Below are 19585 nucleotides of genomic sequence, written 5' to 3' on the forward strand. Positions count from 1 at the left end.
CATGAGCTCAGACCCGCGCGCGAACACCGTCGACGGCGTGCTGCACCGCAGCGCCGCCCGCTTCCCCCACCGCACCGCCCTGCGGTTCGGCGACCGCACCCTCACCTACCGTGAACTCGACGACGCGGTCACCCGGGCGGCCGCCCGGCTGCGCGCGCTGGGCCTGGACCAGGGCGATCGCGTCGCCGCGTACGGCACCAACTCCGACGCCTACGTCGTCGGGTACCTCGCCGTTGCCCGGGCCGGCCTGGTACATGTGCCGATCAACTACGCGCTGCGCGGCGAGGAGCTGAGCTACCTGCTCGGCCAGTCCGGGGCGCGTGCCGTCCTCGTCGACCCCGCCCTGGCCGGCAACCTCGAGCAGGTGCTCGCCGACGTCCCGGCCGAACACGTCCTGCCGCTACGCGACGCCGACGACTCGCTGCTCACCGCCGCGTGCGCGGGCGAGGTTCCGGAACTCGACGTGACCGTCTCCGACGCCGACCTCGTGCAGTTGCTCTACACCTCCGGCACCACGTCGAAGCCCAAGGGCGCCATGATGCCCCACCGGGCGCTGGTGCACGAGTACACCTCGTCGATCGTCGCGCTGGACCTGGCTGCGGACGACAACCCGCTGGTCTGCATGCCGCTCTACCACTCGGCCGGCATGCACGTGTTCATGATGCCGTACCTGGCCGTCGGTGCCACGATCACGCTGCTGCCCGCCCCCGACATCCCGGAGATCCTCCGGCTCGTCGAGTCCGAGCGCATCGGCTCGCTGTTCCTCGCCCCCACGGTGTGGGTGCCGCTGGCGAACCACCCCGACCTCGAGACCCGCGATCTGTCGTCGTTGCGCAAGGCCCAGTACGGCGCGTCGATCATGCCCGTCACCGTGCTGAACCGGCTCCGCGGGCGCTACCCCGACCTGGGGTTCTACAACTGCTTCGGTCAATCCGAGATCGGTCCGCTGGCAACGGTTCTGCGCCCGGAGGAGCACGAGGACCGGCCGTCGTCGTGCGGGAGGGCGGTGCTGTTCGTCGAGACCCGCGTCGTCGACGCCGACGGCAACGACGTGCCCGACGGTGAGTCCGGCGAGGTGCTGTACCGGTCGCCGCAGCTGTGCCTGGGTTACTGGGAGAACCCGGAGGCCACCGCGGAAGCGTTCCGCGACGGCTGGTTCCACTCCGGCGACCTCGTCACGCGCGACGCCGAGGGCTACATCACCGTCGTCGACCGCATCAAGGACGTCATCAACACCGGCGGCATCCTCGTCGCCTCCCGGGAGGTGGAGGACGCGCTCTACACCCACGAGGCCGTCGCCGAGGTGGCGGTCATCGGCACGCCCGACGAGAAGTGGATCGAGGCCGTCACCGCCGTCGTCGTGCTGCGCGACGGCGCGGATGTCGACGAGCGCGACCTGATCGACCACGTCAAGCAGCGGCTCGCGCCGTTCAAGGTGCCGAAGCTCGTCCGGTTCGTGGACACGTTGCCGCGCAACCAGAGTGGCAAGCTGCTCAAGCGCGAGCTGCGCACCACGTGACCGAATGTCACATGAGTTCGATCGAAGTGGAGCGGTGTGACATTCGGTCACACGCGACGGAAGGCTGAAGGACACCGATGGTCAAGAAGCACGTGCCGTCCTGGCACGACGACGAGGTACAGGCGGTCTCCGAACTCGCCCGTGACTTCTTCGAGCGCGAGGTGATGGCCCGCGCCGAGAAGTGGGACGCGCAGCGGCGCATCGATCGCGACGTGTGGCTCGCCGCAGGCAAGCTCGGGCTGCTGCTGTGCTCGGTGCCGGAGGAGTACGGCGGCGGTGGGGGCACCTTCGCCCACGATCTGGCCGTCTTCGAGGCGCAGGGCTACTCGGGTGACCTCGCACTGGGCATCTCGGTGCACAGCGGCATCGTCGCCCACTACATCCTCGAGTACGGCAGCGAGGAGCAGAAGCGGACCTGGTTGCCCGGCATGGCCACCGGTGAGATCCTCGGCGCGATCGGCATGACCGAGCCGGGCGCCGGCTCGGACCTCAAGGCCATCAAGACCACCGCGATCCGCGACGGCGACACATACGTGGTCAACGGCTCGAAGACCTTCATCACCAACGGCTCGTCGGCCGACGTCATCGTGCTCGCCGTCAAGACCGACCCCAAGGCCGGTGCCAAGGGCGTGTCCCTGCTCATCGTCGACCTGCGCGACTGCCCCGGCTTCGCGGTCGGGCGGGTGCTGGACAAGGTTGGCCAGCACGGCGCCGACACCTCCGAGCTGTCGTTCACCGACGTGCGGGTGCCGGTGGCGAACCTGCTCGGCGGGAGCGAGGGGCAGGGCTTCGCGCAGCTGATGGCGCAGCTGGTGCAGGAGCGGCTGATCATCGGCGCGCAGGCGGCCGGCGCGATGGAGCGGGCGGTCGAGGAGACCGTCCGCTACACGAAGGAGCGGCAGGCGTTCGGGCACAGCCTGTTCGAGTTCCAGAACACCGCGTTCGAGCTGGCGGAGTGCCGGACCATCGCCCGGACGTGCCAGGTATTCCTGGATCACTGCATCGAGCAGCACCTGAAGGGCGAGCTCGACGACGCGGACGCCGCGATGGTCAAGTACTGGCTGACCGACAGGCAGTGCGAGGTGATCGACCGCTGCGTGCAGCTGCACGGCGGCTACGGCTACATGCGCGAGTACCTGATCGCGCGGATGTACGAGGACGCCCGCGTGCAGCGGATCTACGCAGGCGCCAACGAGGTGATGAAGCAGATCATCGCCCGCTCCCTCTGAGCCCGCCCCGGGTGGAGGGTTCCCGCGAGGAACCCTTCACCTGCCGGCCTGCCGGGTGTGGTGGGCCAGCACCTTCGCGAGCAGGACGGCGAGCTGGTCGCGCTCGGTCGGGTCGAGCGGCGCGAACGCCTCGTCCTGCGCCGCGACGAGCACGTCGTCGAGGGTGCGCAGGTGCTGCCGCCCGCGGCGGGTGACGCTGATGATGTTGCGGCGCCGATCGGTGGGATCGGGGCTGCGGTCGACGAGCCGCCGGTCGGCCAGCTCGTTGACGGTGGCGACGATGTCGCTGCGGTCCATCCCCGCGCGACGGCCGAGATCCGTCTGACACAGCGAGCCGTACTCCTCGAGTGCCGCGAGCGCGCGGTAGTGGTAGCCGCGGGCGTCGGCCTGGCCGAGCCGGTCGACCACCACCCGGTGCACGTGGCGGGCGGATTGGGTCAGCAGCCAGCTCGGGAGCCGCTCGAGCCTCGTGGGCGCGGTCGAAATGTCTGGGTCGGACATGCCACCAGGGTACGGTTCGACGGCCGGAATTCCGACGGTCAGCCGTCGGCGCCGCGGCAGCGCAGCCCCGCGGTACCGGGCCGACGATTCCGGCCCCGGCGGCGCGACCGGCGCGGGGGAACTGCTCAGCGCCCGCGGTGATCGGTGATCGGCGTGCGGGGTCCCCGTCGCGGGACCCGCCCCGCCCCGCCGGTCGCCATGATCAGTCGCACCGCTCGATAACGGTGCGGCCGAAGCGGTTCCAGGTACTTCACCATGCCGGCGTCGTCGAGTGGTGCGCCCAGCAGCGACCAGCCGACGATCGTCGCGAGGTGGTAGTCGCCCACCGACAGCGCGTCCGCGTCGCCGAAGGCGCGCTGCGCGACCTCGGCGGCGGTCCATACGCCCACGCCCGGGATCGAGCGCAGCTTCCGCTGCGCCTCGGCCGGCGCGAGGTCGACGAGCCGCTCGAGGCGGTCGGCCAGCCGGGCGCAGCTCACGACGGTCCGGGCCCGGCCGGGGTCGACGTTGGCGCGGTGGAACTCCCACGACGGGACGCGGCGCCACGTCTCGGCGGCCGGGGGCACCCGCATCCCCTCCGGTGCCGGACCGGGCGCGACGTCGCCGAACCACGTGACGAGCCGCCGCCACGACGCGAACGCGGCGACGCTGTGCACCCGCTGTTCGAGGATCGCCGGGACCAGGGCCTCGAGGACGCGGCCGGTGCGCGGGATCCGCAGGGCCGGCAGGCGGCGATGGGCCTCGGCCAGGCTCGGATGCTCGGGCCGGAACCCGGTCGGGTCGTCCTCGGCACCGAGAAGGGTGGGAAGGTGTGCCGACAGTTCCTCGGCCCCGGCACCCCACGCGTGGCAGCGCACGCCGCGCGGACCGTCCTGCACGAGCCGGTAGGTGACCGGCCCCGACGCCAACCGGGACGTGCGCCACACGGCCTGCCCGTCGCGGCGATGGCAAGGGTCGTAGGGCCCGCGCTGCAGGGGTTGCAGCGTCAGCGCGACGTCCACCGGCCGGGGCAGCTCGGCGCGGACGACGAGCGCGCCGGTGCTGGGTGGAGCAGGGGAGGGCACCGGTCCACCGTACTGTGCGACGAGGTGACCGTGCGACGAGGTGCGGATCGAAGGCGGCGACCCGCCGAGCGTGCGCTTCTCGCGCCGACACGCCGATGGGTGCCGCGATTTCTGCGCAGCCGCGGCGCGTCGGCGCCTCGGGCGCGACGTCGCCCCTGCCACGGGATATGGTCTGGCACATGATCATCGTGAGCACCGACGGTTCCTGCCTTCGCAATCCGGGCGGCGCCATCGGATGGGCGTGGGTCAATCACGAGGGACCGAGCCGCTCGGGCGGGGAGCACTCGGGCACCAATCAGATCGCCGAGCTGCGGGCGCTGCTCGAGGCGCTGAAGGCCCATCCCGGTCCGGAACCGATGATCATCGAATCCGACTCGCAGTACGCCATCAAGTGCGCCTCGGAATGGTTGCCGGGCTGGAAGCGCAAGGGCTGGAAGACGGCGACCGGCGCGCCGGTGAAGAACCTCGATCTGGTCCAGGCCATCGACCGCGTCCTCGCCGACCGGTCCGGGCCGGTGCGGTTCCGGTGGGTGCGCGGACACGTCGGCAACCACTTCAACGAACTCGCCGACACCCTCGCGGGCGAGGCGGCGCGCGCGCAGGCGGCGGCCCCGCCCGTCTCCGAACCGGCCGGGCCCGAGCCGACCGCCGCGGCTGCGCGGCCCGAGCCGACCGCCGCACCCGCGCGGGCGAAGAAGGTGGTGCGCCGGACGGTGAAGGTGGTCGAGGAGGTCGAGCTCACCCTCTTCTGACGAGCCCTCAGAATCCGCCGGCAACCTCGATCACCGCGCGCCCGGTGAACTTGCCGGCCCGCACGAGGTCGAGCGCGGGCACCAGCTCTCGCGCGGGGATGTGGCGGGTGATGTCGGCCAGGTGCCGGGGCCGCAGGTCGCCCGCGAGGCGCTCCCACAGCGCCCGGCGCGGGCCGATGGGCAGCTGCACCGAGTCGATGCCCAGCAGGGCGACGCTGCGCAGGATGAAGGGCATCACCGTGGTCTGCAGGGCGGCGCCGCCGGTGAGTCCGCTGGCGGCGACCGCGCCGCCCCACTGGACGGTGCTGAGGACGTGGGCGAGTGTGGCGCCGCCGACGCAATCCACGGCCCCGGCCCAGATCGCCTTGCCGAGCGGTCGCGGCTTCGCGTCGGGGTCCTCGGGCAGCCGCCCGATCACCGAGGCGGCGCCCAGTTCGGTGAGCAGGTCGTGGGCTTCCGGCTTGCCGGTCGAGGCGACCACCTCGAATCCGGCGGCGGCGAGCAGGTCGACGCTGACGGTGCCCACGCCGCCGGAGGCGCCGGTGACGACGACGGGCCCGTCGTCCGGGGTCAGGCCGTGCCGCAGCAGGGCCTGCACGCTCAGCGCCGCGGTGAATCCGGCGGTGCCGATGGCGGCGGCGTCGGCTGTGGAGAGTTCGCCGAGCCGGACGAGCTGGTCGGCGGGGACGCGGGCGTACTCGGCGTAGCCGCCGTGGCGGCCGGTGCCGATCTCGTAGCCGTGCGCAAGGACCCGGTCCCCGGGCGCGAAGTCGGGGTGATCGGAGGTGACGACCTCACCGGCAAGGTCGATGCCGGGAATGATCGGGTAGTTGCGGACCACGCCGCCGCGCGGGACGACGGCGAGGGCGTCCTTGTAGTTGATGCTCGAATGCAGGACGCGGACGGTGATGCCGTCGTCGGGCAGCATCGTCTCGTCGACGGTCTCGGGGGCGAAGTCGATCGCGTCGTCGTGCTCGCGCGCGACCCAGGCGGAGAACGTGGTGGAGGTCATGGGTCCGACCGTAGTGGGCGGCGCGCTCGTCCGTGGGGCGACACGACCCTTGCCAACGGTAAGTAAAGGCATGCTAAGTTAGGCAACGCTTGGCTGAGTTCGAGGCGGTGGGTGGGGCTGCGCGGGTGGCTCCGTCTACCTCGGAAGTTCAATTTTCAAGGAGATTGCCCATGCGTATCCGGTTGTCCGCCGCCGTCGCGTTAGTCGCGGCCGCCTCGCTCGGGCTTTCCGCCTGCTCCTCCGACACCTCCTCCGACACCGCGGCGGAGACCGGCGAGACCGTCGTCATCAGTCACGCCCAGGGCGATACCGAGGTGCCCGTCGATCCCGAACGGGTCGTGGTCTTCGACCAGAGCGTGCTGCAGTCCATGATCGACCTCGACCTGCCCGACGCCGTCGGCGTCCCCGCGCTCACGAATTGGCCCGAATCGTTCGCGCGTTACCGGGGCGACGACGTCGCCAAGGTCGGCTCGCTGTTCGAGCCCGACTTCGAGGCCGTCAACGCCCTCGAGCCCGACCTCATCATCGTCGCCGCCCGGTCGGCCACCAGCTACGACGCGCTCAGCGAGATCGCCCCGACCGTCGACCTCTCCGTCGACGCCAAGGACTTCCTCGCCAGCGTCGCGAAGCAGAACCGCAACCTCGCCACCATCTTCGGCGCCGAGGGCGCGTTCGAGGAGAAGTTCGCCGGCATCGAGGCGTCGTTCGACGCGGTGTCCGCTGCCGCCGCACAGGCGAACCTGCGGGGACTCATCACGCGCGTCGAGGCCGCCGAGGTCACCGCGTACGGACCCGGCTCCCGGTACGGGATCATCCACGACCTCGGCGTCAAGCCCGTGTCGGAGACCTTCGCCGACGACGTCGCCCACGGTGACGCCGTGTCCTTCGAGTACATCGCCCAGGCCGACCCCGACCTGATGTTCGTTCAGGACCGCGAGGCACCCCTCGGCGACACCACCGGCCCCAACGCGTCCCGAGTCCTCGACAACCCGCTCGTCGGCGGCACCACCGCCGCGAAGGAAGGCCGGATCACCTACCTCGACCTGTACACCTGGTACATGGCGCCGAGCGCGCTGAGCTCCGTCCAGTCGCAGATCGACGTCGTCGGGCAGGCCGTCGGCAAGGCCGCGGCGGCATGACCGCCTCCCGCCCGTGAGCTCCCCGGTAACGACCGGCAGGGCCGGCGACCGCACCCCGCGTGCGGCCGCCGGCCCCGCCGCGCGTCTGCGTCCCGTCCTGATCGGCGCGGCGCTGCTCGCCGTCGCCGCCTTCGCGTCCCTGTTCGTCGGCGTCGCCGACGTCACCCCCGCCGACCTGCTGCGCGGCGACACCGCGACCCTCGAGGTGTTCTTCGTCTCGCGCGTGCCCCGCCTGATCGCGATCCTGCTCGCCGGCGCCGCCCTGAGCGTGTCCGGCCTGATCATGCAGCACCTGACCCGCAACCGGTTCGTGGCGCCGGACACCGCCGGCACCGTCGAATGGGCCCTGCTCGGCATCCTCGTCGCCACCCTGTTCCTCGGCGGACAGTCCGTGCTCGGCAAGATGCTCGTCGCCGTCGCCTTCTCCCTCGTCGGCACCTTCCTGTTCCTGCGGCTCCTGCGCCGCGTCCGGTTCACCGACATGATCGTCGTACCGCTCGTCGGCCTCATGTTCGGCGGCGTCGTCATGGCCGTCACCACGTTCTTCGCCTACCGGCTCGAACTGATGCAGGCCCTGAACACCTGGACCAGCGGTGACTTCTCCGGCATCCTGCGCGGCCGCTACGAGATCATCTGGGTCGTCGTCGCCGTCATGGCCGTCGCCTATCTGTACGCCGACCGCTTCACCGTGGCCGGCCTCGGTGAGGGCTTCGCGAAGAACCTCGGCGTCCCGTACCAGCTGGTGATCAACATCGGGATGGTCGTCGTCGCCGTCACCACCGCCGTCGTCACCGTCGTCGTCGGCGCCATCCCGTTCCTCGGTCTCGTCGTGCCCAACCTCGTCACCCTGGCGCTCGGCGACAACCTGCGCCGCGTCCTGCCGATCACCGCGCTCGCCGGCGCCGGATTCGTGCTCGCGTGCGACGTCGTCGGCCGCGTCCTCCGCTACCCGTACGAGATCCCGGTCGGCACCGTCGCGAGCGTCGTCGGCGCCGTCGTGTTCATCGCGCTGATCCTGCGCACCCGGCGAGGACCGCGATGAGCCCGGCCGTCGCCGCACCCGCCGCGACCCGTCGCCGGAACCCTGCCCGCGTGCTCGTCGTGCTCGCCGTCGTCGCCGCACTGGCGGTGTGCGCCTACCTGTTCCTCTTCGTCACCGGCTCGTGGGACTTCGCCATGAAGATCCGCGGCCGGCAGGTGCTGTCGATGGTGCTCGTCGGCTACGCCACCGCCTTCGCCGCGGTGATCTTCCAGACCGTCACCAACAACCGCATCCTCACCCCGGGCGTGATGGGTTTCGACAGCCTGTTCATGCTGCTGCAGACCCTCGTGGTGTTCCTGTTCGGCGCGAGCGCCCTCGCGACACTGGATCCGCGCCTGAAGTTCGGGGTCGAGGTGCTCGCCATGGTCGGCTTCGCGCTCGTGCTGTTCCGATGGCTCTTCGACCGCGGATCCCGCGACCTGTACGTGCTGGTGCTCGTCGGCATCGTGCTCGGCGCGCTGTTCGGTGGGCTGTCGTCGCTGGTGTCGCGGCTGATCGACCCCAACGACTTCATGACCCTGCAGGACGTGCTGTTCGCCAGCTTCAACAACGTGCAGGTCGACCTGCTCGTCGTGTCGGCCCTGCTCGTCGTCGCGGCGACGGCGTTCTCGGTGCCGCTGCTGCGTCAGCTCGACGTCGTCGCACTGGGCCGCGAGCACGCGATCGGCCTCGGCGTCGACCACCGGCGCGTCGTCACCCGCGCGCTGATCGTCGTCGCGGTGCTGGTCTCGGTGTCCACTGCGCTCGTCGGGCCCATCACGTTCCTCGGGCTGCTGGTGGCCAACCTGGCCCGGGAACTCGTCGGCACGTTCCGGCACCGCTGGACGGTGCCCGCCGCGACGCTTGTCGCGATCGTCGCCCTGGTCGGCGGGCAGTTCGTCCTCGCCCGGCTGCTCGACTACAACTCGAGCCTCATCGTCGTCGTCAACTTCGTCGGCGGCATCTACTTCATCTCCCTGCTCGTGAGGGGTGCGCGCCTGTGATCACCGTTCGGGACCTCGCCAAGAACTACGCCGGCACCACCGTGCTCGGGCCCGTCGACCTCGACGTCCCGCGCGGCGGCCTCACGTCGATCATCGGTGCCAACGGCGCCGGCAAGTCGACACTGCTGACCATCGTCGCGCGGCTGCTCGACACCGACGCCGGATCGGTCAGCATCGACGGGCTCGACCTGCGGGCCACCCCCTCGGACGCGCTGGCGAAGAAACTGTCGGTGCTGCGCCAGGACAACACCACGGCGGTGCGATTGTCGGTGCGCGAACTCGTCGAGTTCGGGCGCTTCCCGCATTCGAAAGGCCGGCTCTCGGCGGCCTGCCACGACGCGGTCGACCGTGCCCTCGAGTACACCGGCCTGGGCGGGTTCGAGCACCGCTTCCTCGACCAGCTCTCCGGCGGACAGCGGCAGCGCGCGTTCGTCGCGATGGTGCTCGCGCAGGACACCGACTACGTGCTGCTCGACGAACCGCTCAACAACCTGGACATGAAGCACTCGCAACACATGATGCAGCTGCTGCGACGCATGGCCCACGAGATGGGCAAGACCGTGATCCTGGTGATCCACGACATCAACTTCGCGTCGTGCCACTCGGATCGCATCGTCGCGATGCGCGACGGCGCCGTCGTCGCGGACGGGGGCGTCGACGAGATCCTGCAGCCCGAGGTGCTGCGCAAGGTGTACGACATGGACATCGCCGTGCACGAGATCGACGGCCGTCGCATCGCCGTGTACTTCTGAGGCGCCTCCGGCGCCGGTGTGTCCTTCGGGCGGCTGGGGCAGCCCAAAAGACGCACCGGCGACGGGGTCGCTACCTTCGGGTGATGGACGAAGCGCAGCAGGTGGCCGACTTCCGGGCCCGGCACGGCCTCAACGGCCTTATCGACGTGCACACCCACTTCATGCCGTCGAACGTGATGGACAAGGTGTGGAGCTACTTCGACTCCGCCGGGCCGCTGGTGGGCCGGGCGTGGCCCATCACCTACCGGCACGCCGAGGAGGAGCGCGTCGAGCGGCTGCGGGGTTTCAGGGTCCGCCGGTTCACGGCGATGCTCTATCCGCACAAGCCCGCGATGGCCGCGTGGCTGAACGCGTGGGCGGTGGACTTCGCGGCCCGCACCCCCGATTGCCTGCACACCGCGACGTTCTATCCCGAGCCCGACGCCGCCGGCTACGTGGCCGCGGCACTCGAGCACGGGGCACGGGTGTTCAAGTCGCACATCCAGGTCGGCGACTACGACCCCAACGACCCGCTGCTCGACCCGGTGTGGGGACTGCTCGAGGATGCCGGCGTGCCGATCGTGATCCACTGCGGATCGGGACCGGCTCCGGGGACGCACACCGGGCCCGGACCGATCGCCGCGCTGCTGGAACGGTTCCCGCGGCTGGCGCTGATCGTCGCGCACATGGGCATGCCGGAGTACCGCCAGTTCCTCGATCTGGCGGAGAAGTACCCGCGGGTGCACCTGGACACCACCATGGCGTTCACCGACTTCACGCAGGAGTCGATGCCGTTCCCGGAGGACGAGCTGCCGCGGCTGCAGGCACTGGGTTCGAAGGTGCTGTTCGGCAGCGACTTCCCGAACATCCCGTACCCGTACGTCCATCAGCTCGAGGCGGTCGAACGGCTCGGTCTCGGCAGCGAATGGGTCCGCGCGGTGTGCTGGGACAACGCACAGGTCTTGTTCGGCGCGGTGTGAGCCGGGGGCTGTGTGGCCGAATGTCACATGGGTTCGATGTGGGCGGTTTCAGGCGGCCGATGCGACAAGCTCGGTGAACGCTTCGGTTGGCGTGCGCCAGCGTAGCGTCTGCCGGGGGCGGCCGTTGAACTCGTCCTGGACCTGCTGCAGGTCCTCGGGCGTGTACACCGACAGGTCGGTGCCCTTGGGGAAGTACTGCCGGAGCAGACCGTTGGTGTTCTCGTTGGTGCCGCGCTGCCACGGCGAGTGCGGATCGCAGAAGTAGACAGCGACGTCGGTGGCCATGGTGATCTGGGCATGAGCACGCATCTCGTGGCCCTGATCCCAGGTCACCGACCGCTGCATCACCTCCGGCAACGACCGCATCGCGGCGATCATCGCATCGCGGACGCCGGACACGTCGCGGACCTTCGGCAGGTGCAGCAACACCACGTACCGGGTGGTGCGCTCGACCAGGGTGCCGATCGCCGAGCGGTTGCGCGCCCCCATGATCAGATCTCCCTCCCAGTGCCCGGGCACCGCCCGGTCCTCGACCTCGGCGGGCCGCTGGGAGATGAGGATCTTGTCGGGAATATGGCGGGCACTGCTCGGCACTCGCCCCTGCGGCACCCGACGGGTGTGCCGGCGCCGCAGATACTCCGAAAGCTCTTTTCGCAGTTCGCCTTTCAGTTGCACATACACGGCCTGGTAGATGGTTTCGTGGGACACCCGCATCTCCGCTCGGTCGGGGAAGTCGACCACCAGCCTGGCCGAGATCTGCTGCGGGGACCAGCGCAGCTTCAGCTTGGCGACGACATACGCGCGCAACTCGGGTGCGGCCATCAGCTTGGCGACTTTCGGTCGCAGTGCTCGGGTCCAGGCCCGCGCGTGGGCCGACACGGCGCGGTAGCTACCGTCGCGGTTGCTGTTGCGTTCGATCTCCCGGTAGATCACCGACCGGTGCCGGCCCAGGTGCGCGGCGATCGTCTGGACCGACTCGTTGCGGGCGAGTCCGAGGGCGACAAGCTCCCGCTCGCCCAGGGACAACGACCGTCCGCCGTGCTCCCAGTGCGGGGCACGGCGGACGGTGCCGTTGGCCTCGTCCTCCCACCGGTAGCCGGTTTGTCGGCTGACACCGACCGCGGCTGCGGCCTTGGCGATCGACACCTTCGTCATGCGCATGGCGAAGAACCTAGCCTTCTTCGCCTCTCGTGCTGCTCGACCCACTGACATCTCCCCTGGTCAGGGAGCGTGTCGCATGGACCACCTGAGTCAGCCGTGATCGAACCCATGTGACATTCGGCCCCTCTCACGTGCAGCAGTTGGGGTCGAGGACGAGACGCAGTGCCTGCAGAGCCTCGTTGCAGGCGCGATGGTGGACGTTCATGCCGCGGCGCGTGGACTGCACCATCCCGGCCTTGCGGAGCTGGCCGAGGTGGTGGCTGACGGTCGACTCCGTCAGGCCCACGGCCGACGCCAGGTCGCACGTGCAGACGTCGTCCTCCCGCGTGGTGAGCAGGATCGACATCAGCTGGATCCGGGTCGGGTCGGCGAGCGCCTTGAGCCGCAGCGCCACCTCGAGGGCGGCTGCCTCGCTCATCGGTGCGGCCGAGACCGGCGCGCAGCAGATGGGGGCGGAGACGTCGATGACCGGGAGCGCCTTGGGCATGTCTCCATCATCCACCCCTCTTGACATATGTCAAAAAGGGGGTGACAGTGGGCGTACTAATTCGATGTATGTCTCACAGGTGGAGGTCATCATGTCCCGCGTTCAGCTCGCCCTCAACGTCGACGATCTGCAGGAGGCCGTGACGTTCTACTCGAAGTTGTTCGGCACCGAGCCGGCGAAGGTGAAGCCCGGCTACGCGAACTTCGCGATTGCCGAGCCGCCGCTGAAGCTCGTCCTGATCGAGAACGCGGGCAAGGGCGGCTCGATCAACCACCTCGGGGTGGAGGTGGAGTCGAGCGAAAAGGTGCACTCCGAAATCGCCCGCCTCACGGACGAAGGGCTGTTCACCGACGAGGAGATCGGCACCACGTGCTGCTTCGCCACCCAGGACAAGGTGTGGGTCACCGGCCCGGCGGGGGAGAAGTGGGAGGTCTACACCGTCCTCGCCGACAGCGACACCTTCGGCACGAGCCCGAAGCTGCTCGACCAGGGCGAGAACTCGGAGGGAGTCTGCTGCGGCACCGCCGCCGAGCAGGAACCGGCGACCGGCACCGAGAAGGCGCCCGCCGCGACGACGTGCTGCTGAGCGACACCCACGGGCCCGCTACGGACGCATGTCCGTAGCGGGCCCGATCCGTCGGAGACGGGTCGTCGGGACGTCCGTGCCGCCGCAATCCGGTGCCGGACACCCGGCCGGAGCCCTATCGTGAGGGGATGACTGCCGACGAGCGCAGTGGCGGGGCGACGGGCGGGCGTCCGGCCCGGCCGTCGGAGGAGCTCACACCGCTGCCGGATCTGGTGCACGGCCGTCCCCGCGCGGGGCCGGTGCGCCGGCGTCGGCCCGTGTATGTGGACCTGTTGCCGCCCTGCAACGCCCGCTGCCCCGCCGGGGAGAACATCCAGGCCTGGCTGGCGCACGCGAAGGCCGGCCGCTACGAGCAGGCCTGGCGGCAGTTGGTCGCCGACAATCCGTTCGCCGCCATCCACGGCCGGGTGTGCTACCACCCCTGCGAATCCGTCTGCAACCGCGCCACTCTGGACAGCGCCGTGTCCATCCATTCGGTGGAGCGGTTTCTCGGGGACCGGGCGCGCGAGCAGGGCTGGATGTTCGAGCCGCCGCCCGCCCGCAGCGGCAAGCGGGTACTGGTGATCGGTGCCGGACCGAGCGGGCTGTCCGCTGCCTGTCACCTCGCCCGCCGCGGCCACGACGTCGAGATCCGCGACGCCGGCGCCGAGCCCGGCGGGATGATGCGCTACGGCATCCCGAACTACCGGCTTCCGCGCGACGTGCTCGAGGCGGAACTGGAGCGGGTCGCGGCGCTGGGCGTGGAGCTGACCTGCAACCACCGGGTCGAGGACCTCGCGGCGGAACGCGCCGAGGGTGGTTTCGACGCGGTCTTCGTCGCGGTCGGCGCGCATCTGGCCAAACGGGTCGATATCCCGGCCTGCGACGCGGGCACGATGATCGACGCGGTGTCGTTCCTGCGCGGTGTCGCCGCCGGGGAACCCCCGGCCGTCGGGCGGCACGTTGCCGTCTACGGCGGCGGCAACACGGCGATGGACGCGGCCCGGGTGGCCCGCCGGCTCGGGGCCGAGGACGCGGTCATCGTCTATCGCCGCACCCGCGAGCAGATGTCCGCCCACGAGGAGGAAGCCGAGGACGCCGAACGCGAAGGCGTACGGATCAACTGGCTGCGCACGGTCACCGCCTTCGACGGTCCCGAACTGCAGGTCGAGGTCATGGAACTCGGCGAGTCCGGTCGTCCGCGGCCGACCGGACGTTTCGAGACCCTGGCCGCGGACACCCTGATCATGGCGATCGGCCAGGAGACCGAGTCGGCGTTCATGCGCACGCTGCCCGGAGTCGAGTTCGAGCGCGACGGCAGCGTGCGGGTGGACGGGTCGCTGATGACCGGTTGCTCCGGGGTGTTCGCGGGCGGCGACATGGTGCCCGGCGAGCGCACCGTGACGGTGGGGGTGGGGCACGGGAAGAAGGCGGCACACCACATCGACGCCTGGCTGCGCCGAGTGCCCGACGAGCGGCCTGCCAAGCATCCGATCGCGACGTTCGACCAGCTGCACCTGTGGTACTTCGCCGACGCGGATCGGCGGGTGCAGCCCGAACTGCCTGTCGAGCAACGTGTTTCCGGGTTCGACGAGGTGGTCGGCGGGGTATCGGCCGAGGCGGCGACGTTCGAGGCGGGCCGGTGCCTGTCGTGCGGCAACTGCTTCGAGTGCGACGGCTGTCTCGGCGCGTGCCCGGAGGACGCGATCGTCAAGCTGGGTGCCGGCCACGGCTACCGGTACGACTACGACAAGTGCACCGGCTGCGCAGAGTGCTTCGAGCAGTGCCCGGTCCACGCCATCGAGATGTTTCCGGAGCCGACATGACGCGTGCCACGGTGGACGGTAACGAGGCGGCCGTGTCGGTTGCCTACCGGCTCAACGAAGTGTGCTGCATCTATCCGATCACCCCGTCGTCGGCGATGGCCGAGCTGGCCGACGAATGGTCCAGCCGGCACCGGCCGAACGTGTGGGGCACCGTGCCGAGTGTGGTGGAGATGCAGAGCGAGGGCGGCGCGGCGGGCGCGCTGCACGGCGCGCTGCAGGGCGGGGCACTGGCGACGACGTTCACCGCGTCGCAGGGGCTGCTGCTGATGATCCCGAACATGTACAAGATCGCCGGTGAGCTGACCTCGGCGGTCATGCACGTCGCCGCCCGGTCCCTGGCCGCGCAGGGACTGTCGATCTTCGGTGACCATTCGGACGTGATGGCGGTGCGCCAGACCGGGTTCGCGTTGCTCGCCTCGGCCTCGGTGCAGGAGGCGCACGATCTGGCGCTGGTGGCGCAGGCCGCCACCCTGCGGACGCGGGTGCCATTCGTGCACTTCCTCGACGGCTTCCGCACCTCGCACGAGCTCAACACCATCGAGACGCTGGCCGACGACGACCTGCGGGCCCTGGTGCCCGAGGAGCTGATCCGCGAGCACCGCGGACGCGCGTTGTCGCCGGAGCGGCCGTTCATCCGGGGCACCGCGCAGAACCCGGACACCTACTTCCAGGCGCGTGAGACGGTCAACCCGTTCTACGCCCGGGTTCCGGCGGTGGTGGACGAGTTGATGGCGCGGTTGGGAGAGCGCACCGGCCGCGACATGCGCATCGTCGACTACACCGGGCACCCCGAGGCGGAACGGGTGCTGGTGCTGATGGGGTCCGGGGCGCACACCGCGGCCGAAACCGCTGCCGCGCTCACCGCCCGCGGTGAGCGGGTCGGGGTGGTGCAGGTGCGGCTGTATCGGCCCTTCCCCGCCGAGGCGCTGTCGGCGGCGCTGCCGGCGACGGTGCGCACGATCGGCGTGCTGGACCGCACCAAGGAACCGGGTTCGCTCGGCGAGCCGCTGTATCTCGACGTCGTCGCGGCCCTCGCCGAGGCACATGCCGACGGTGAGCGGGCCGTCATGCCCCGGGTCTGCGGCGGACGCTACGGCCTGTCGTCGAAGGAATTCACGCCCGGCATGGTCGCCGGCGTCTTCACCGAGCTCGCCCGCGAGCGGCCCCGGCGCCGGTTCACCGTCGGCATCGACGACGACGTGTCCGGCACCAGCATCACCTACGACCCGTCCTTCGACATCGAATCCTCCGACACCGTGCGGGCGATCTTCTACGGCCTGGGCTCCGACGGCACCGTCGGGGCCAACAAGAACACCATCAAGATCCTCGGCGACGAGGAGCACCTGCACGCGCAGGGCTACTTCGTCTACGACTCGAAGAAGTCCGGCTCGCAGACCGTCTCGCACCTGCGCTTCGGGCCACGGCCCATCCGCGCACCGTATCTGGTGAGCCGCGCGGACCTCGTCGGCTGCCATCAGTTCCGATTCCTCGACAAGATCGACGTCCTGGGGCCGGCCGCGCCGGGAGCGACCCTCCTGCTGAACTGCAGACACCGGCCGGACGAGGTCTGGGACGCGCTGCCCCGCCGGGTCCAGGAACAGATCCTCGACAAACGGATCACGCTGTATGCGGTCGACGCGGGCCGGATCGCTCGTGAGGTCGGGCTCGCCGGGCGGATCAATGTCGTGCTGCAGACCTGCTTCTTCGCGATCTCGGATGTGCTGCCGCGCGAGCAGGCCGTCGCCCGGATCAAGAAGTCGGTGGAGAAGACCTACGGCAACCGCGGAGCCGACGTGCTGCGGCGCGAACTGGCCGCGGTGGACCGGGCATTGGAAGAGCTGCACCGGATCGATGTGCCCGACCGGGTGACCACCACGCGGGTGCCGGCGCCGATCGTGCCCGAGTACGCGCCCGAGTTCGTCCGCACCGTCACCGCGGAGATGATGGCCGGGCGCGGGGACACCTTGCCGGTCAGCGCGTTTCCCGTGGACGGCACCTACCCGAGCGGCACCACCGCCTACGAGAAGCGCAACATTTCGGAACTGGTCGCGGTGTGGGACCCGGACACCTGCATCCAGTGCGGAAACTGCAGTTTCGTCTGTCCGCACAGCGTGATCCGTACCAAGTTCTACGACAAGTCCCACTTGGACGGTGCCCCGGGGCAGTTCGGCTCGGCGGCATTGGGCGCTGTGGGCCTGCCGGATGCCCGGTACACCCTGCAGGTCTACGCCGAGGACTGCACCGGATGCGGGCTGTGCGTCGAGGCCTGTCCTGCCGTGGCCCCCGGCGCGACGGTGACCAAGGCCATCAACCTCGCCCCCCGCGAACCACGGGTGGCCCCCGAACGCGAGAACATCACCTTCTTCGAGACGCTGCCGACGGCCGACCGGGCTCGGGTGGACTTCGGCACCGTCCGCGGAACGCAGTTCCTCGAGCCGCTGTTCGAGTTTCCCGGCGCCTGCGCGGGCTGCGGGGAGACCCCGTACCTCAAGCTGCTCTCCCAGCTGTTCGGCGACCGGTTGATGATCGCGAACGCCACGGGCTGCTCGTCGATCTACGGTGGCAATCTGCCCACCACCCCCTGGACGACCAACGCGGACGGACGCGGCCCCGCCTGGTCCAATTCCCTGTTCGAGGACAACGCCGAATTCGGGCTCGGGTTCCGGCTGGCCGCCGACGAGCACACCCGGCTCGCCCGGCGGCGCCTGACCGAACTGCGCGAGGCGATCGGTGCCGACCTCGTCGACGACATCCTGACGGCGCCGCAACTGCGCGAGTCCGAGCTGCGCGCCCAGCGGGAGCGGGTGGCCGAACTCGAAACCCTGCTCGCAGAGCTGGATCCCGCCGTAACCGCCGACCTGCGCAGTGTGCTCGACCACCTGGTGCGGCGCAGCGTGTGGATCGTCGGCGGCGACGGCTGGGCCTACGACATCGGTGCCGGGGGCCTCGACCACGTCCTGGCCAGCGGCCGCAACGTCAACGTCCTCGTCCTCGACACCGAGGTGTATTCCAACACCGGGGGGCAGATGTCCAAGGCCACCCCGCTCGGGGCGGTCGCGAAGTTCGCCGCCGGCGGCAAGACGGTCCCGATGAAGGATCTCGCGTTGCAGGCCATCGCCTACGGCAACGTCTACGTCGCCCGGGTCGCGATGGGCGCTGATCCGCAACACACGTTGCAGGCGATGCGGGAAGCCGAAGCCTACGAGGGACCCTCGCTCGTGATCGCCTACAGTCAGTGCATCGCGCACGGCATCGACATGCGTCACGGGATGGACCAGCAGTACCGCGCGGTGGCCAGCGGGCACTGGCCGCTGATCCGCTACGACCCGGTGTTGCGGGCGGCCGGGCAGAATCCGTTCCTGCTCGATTCGCACCGGCCGAGGATTCCGCTCGAGGACTACCGCAGCCGCGAACTGCGGTACCGCGCGCTCGCCAACACCGATCCGGCGGAATACGACCGGCTCCTCGGCCTCTCCGAGGAGGCGATCGCTCAGCGCTGGGACCGGTACGAGGACATGGCGTCGCAAGGGTCGCACCACTTCACCGCCGACGCCCGCAAGGACCGCTGATGGACCTGTCGACGCGGTATCTGGGCCTGGCCCTGCCGAACCCACTGGTGGCGGCGGCATCCCCGCTGTCCCGCACGGTCGACGGTGTCCGGCGGCTCGCCGGGGCAGGCGTCGGTGCGGTGGTGCTCTATTCGCTGTTCGAAGAGCAGCTGCTGCGCGAAGCGGAGCGCAATGCGGCACTGACCGAGCACGGTTCGCAGAGCTACGCCGAGTCCCTGTCGTACTTTCCGGAGGAAGCCGTCGAGGACCACGGACCGCGCCGCTACCTGAGTCTGCTCGAACGCGCCGCGCAGGCGGTCGCCGTCCCGGTGATCGGCAGCCTGAACGGCGTCACCCCGGGCGGGTGGGCGGGCCACGCCCGGTCGATGCAGGACGCCGGTGCGGCCGCGATCGAGCTGAACATCTACTACCTGCCCGGTGATCCGCACATCAGCGGCCGGGACGTCGAACAACGGCACCTCGACGTCCTGGCCCGGGTCGCGGACGCCGTCACCGTGCCGGTGGCGGTCAAGGTGAGCCCCCAGTTCAGTTCGATCGGCGAGATGGCGCTTCGCCTCGACGAGGCCGGGGCCGACGGGCTGGTGCTGTTCAACCGGTTCCTGCAGCCCGACATCGATCCCGAAACCCTCACCGTGGTGCCTGCCGTGACCCTCTCGACCCCTGCGGAAACCCGGCTGCCGCAGACCTGGATCGCGTTGCTGCGTGGACGGGTGCGTGCGGACCTGGCCGCGACCACCGGCGTCGAGGACGCCACCGACGTGATCAAGTACCTGCTCGCCGGCGCGGACGTCGTGCAGTCCGCCTCGGCGTTGCTGCGCCACGGTCCCGACTACGCCGCCGTCCTGCTCGACGGCGTGCGCGAGTGGATGCGCCGCAAGGGGTATCGCAGCGTCGACGAGTTCCGAGGGATGCGCGCCGTGCCGCCCGGCGCGGACGGGACCGGCCGCGGACGAGGCGACTACGTGAGCGCGCTCCGCGAGGCCGACCACCGCGCCTACGGCATCCCGTGAGCCGAGGTGGCCGAG

The 19585-nt window shown here is 70.3% G+C and carries 17 protein-coding genes; 12 read left to right on the forward strand and 5 right to left on the reverse strand.

Going from position 1 to position 19585, the window contains the following annotated elements:
• Window position 1 precedes the first annotated feature (1 nt).
• Both OCS65_RS04525 and OCS65_RS04530 read left to right on the forward strand, forming a co-directional pair.
• Window positions 2–1519 carry an acyl-CoA synthetase gene (locus OCS65_RS04525; protein WP_065922006.1) on the forward strand — a complete coding sequence of 506 codons (1518 nt, stop codon included), beginning with the start codon at window positions 2–4 and terminating at the stop codon, window positions 1517–1519.
• A 77-nt stretch (window positions 1520–1596) separates the two neighbouring features.
• Window positions 1597–2748 carry an acyl-CoA dehydrogenase family protein gene (locus OCS65_RS04530; RefSeq protein ID WP_006939807.1) on the forward strand — a complete coding sequence of 384 codons (1152 nt, stop codon included), beginning with the start codon at window positions 1597–1599 and terminating at the stop codon, window positions 2746–2748.
• 36 nt (window positions 2749–2784) lie between these two features.
• On the opposite strand, the gene OCS65_RS04535 is transcribed toward OCS65_RS04530, so the two are convergent.
• Together OCS65_RS04535 and OCS65_RS04540 are read right to left on the reverse strand one after the other, a co-directional pair.
• Window positions 2785–3249 carry a MarR family winged helix-turn-helix transcriptional regulator gene (locus OCS65_RS04535; RefSeq protein ID WP_006939806.1) on the reverse strand — a complete coding sequence of 155 codons (465 nt, stop codon included), beginning with the start codon at window positions 3247–3249 and terminating at the stop codon, window positions 2785–2787.
• 125 nt (window positions 3250–3374) lie between these two features.
• A complete protein-coding gene (locus OCS65_RS04540) occupies window positions 3375–4313 on the reverse strand; it encodes a DNA-3-methyladenine glycosylase family protein (RefSeq protein WP_006939802.1) in 939 nt (312 codons plus the stop codon).
• A gap of 179 nt (window positions 4314–4492) precedes the next feature.
• Between OCS65_RS04540 and OCS65_RS04545 the strand changes: the two genes are divergently transcribed.
• On the forward strand, window positions 4493–5065 hold the full coding sequence (locus tag OCS65_RS04545) for a ribonuclease H family protein (RefSeq protein ID WP_065923376.1): 573 nt from the start codon (window positions 4493–4495) through the stop codon (window positions 5063–5065).
• Between the two features lie 7 nt (window positions 5066–5072).
• Here OCS65_RS04545 and OCS65_RS04550 read toward each other — a convergent pair whose 3' ends face one another.
• A complete protein-coding gene (locus tag OCS65_RS04550; RefSeq protein WP_006935722.1) occupies window positions 5073–6077 on the reverse strand; it encodes an acrylyl-CoA reductase family protein in 1005 nt (334 codons plus the stop codon).
• Between the two features lie 170 nt (window positions 6078–6247).
• On the opposite strand from OCS65_RS04550, the gene OCS65_RS04555 reads away from it, so the two are divergent.
• The 5 genes from OCS65_RS04555 to OCS65_RS04575 all read left to right on the forward strand — a co-directional run bounded on the left by OCS65_RS04555 (window position 6248) and on the right by OCS65_RS04575 (window position 10952).
• On the forward strand, window positions 6248–7216 hold the full coding sequence (locus OCS65_RS04555) for a siderophore ABC transporter substrate-binding protein (RefSeq protein ID WP_006935723.1): 969 nt from the start codon (window positions 6248–6250) through the stop codon (window positions 7214–7216).
• A gap of 13 nt (window positions 7217–7229) precedes the next feature.
• A complete protein-coding gene (locus tag OCS65_RS04560; protein ID WP_029546397.1) occupies window positions 7230–8258 on the forward strand; it encodes an ABC transporter permease in 1029 nt (342 codons plus the stop codon).
• Complete coding sequence (locus tag OCS65_RS04565) at window positions 8255–9241, forward strand: iron chelate uptake ABC transporter family permease subunit (RefSeq protein WP_006935732.1); 987 nt, start codon at window positions 8255–8257, stop codon at window positions 9239–9241. Before OCS65_RS04560 ends, OCS65_RS04565 begins: the two co-directional genes overlap by 4 nt.
• Window positions 9238–9993: an iron ABC transporter ATP-binding protein gene (locus OCS65_RS04570; protein WP_231772395.1), complete on the forward strand. Its 756-nt coding sequence runs from the start codon at window positions 9238–9240 to the stop codon at window positions 9991–9993. The genes OCS65_RS04565 and OCS65_RS04570 overlap by 4 nt, the downstream gene beginning before the upstream one ends.
• A gap of 83 nt (window positions 9994–10076) precedes the next feature.
• Window positions 10077–10952 (forward strand): amidohydrolase family protein, encoded by an 876-nt coding sequence (locus OCS65_RS04575; RefSeq protein ID WP_044475904.1) that lies wholly within the window; start codon window positions 10077–10079, stop codon window positions 10950–10952.
• A gap of 48 nt (window positions 10953–11000) precedes the next feature.
• Here the strand turns inward: OCS65_RS04575 and OCS65_RS04580 are convergent, their stop codons facing one another.
• Window positions 11001–12164 (reverse strand): IS30 family transposase, encoded by a 1164-nt coding sequence (locus tag OCS65_RS04580; protein ID WP_029546562.1) that lies wholly within the window; start codon window positions 12162–12164, stop codon window positions 11001–11003.
• A gap of 76 nt (window positions 12165–12240) precedes the next feature.
• Window positions 12241–12600: an Rv2640c family ArsR-like transcriptional regulator gene (locus tag OCS65_RS04585; RefSeq protein WP_006935749.1), complete on the reverse strand. Its 360-nt coding sequence runs from the start codon at window positions 12598–12600 to the stop codon at window positions 12241–12243.
• Between the two features lie 91 nt (window positions 12601–12691).
• Here OCS65_RS04585 and OCS65_RS04590 point away from each other — a divergent pair, with 91 nt between their 5' ends.
• The 4 genes from OCS65_RS04590 to OCS65_RS04605 all read left to right on the forward strand — a co-directional run bounded on the left by OCS65_RS04590 (window position 12692) and on the right by OCS65_RS04605 (window position 19570).
• On the forward strand, window positions 12692–13186 hold the full coding sequence (locus OCS65_RS04590; RefSeq protein WP_029546394.1) for an ArsI/CadI family heavy metal resistance metalloenzyme: 495 nt from the start codon (window positions 12692–12694) through the stop codon (window positions 13184–13186).
• 128 nt (window positions 13187–13314) lie between these two features.
• A complete protein-coding gene (locus tag OCS65_RS04595) occupies window positions 13315–14991 on the forward strand; it encodes an NAD(P)-binding protein (RefSeq protein WP_065922009.1) in 1677 nt (558 codons plus the stop codon).
• Complete coding sequence (gene nifJ, locus OCS65_RS04600; RefSeq protein WP_263508986.1) at window positions 14988–18560, forward strand: pyruvate:ferredoxin (flavodoxin) oxidoreductase; 3573 nt, start codon at window positions 14988–14990, stop codon at window positions 18558–18560. Before OCS65_RS04595 ends, nifJ begins: the two co-directional genes overlap by 4 nt.
• Window positions 18560–19570 carry a dihydroorotate dehydrogenase-like protein gene (locus tag OCS65_RS04605; protein ID WP_263508988.1) on the forward strand — a complete coding sequence of 337 codons (1011 nt, stop codon included), beginning with the start codon at window positions 18560–18562 and terminating at the stop codon, window positions 19568–19570. The genes nifJ and OCS65_RS04605 overlap by 1 nt, the downstream gene beginning before the upstream one ends.
• Window positions 19571–19585 lie beyond the last annotated feature (15 nt).

The sequence above is a fragment of the Rhodococcus aetherivorans genome, assembly GCF_025722975.1.
Taxonomy (GTDB): Bacteria; Actinomycetota; Actinomycetes; order Mycobacteriales; family Mycobacteriaceae; genus Rhodococcus; species Rhodococcus aetherivorans.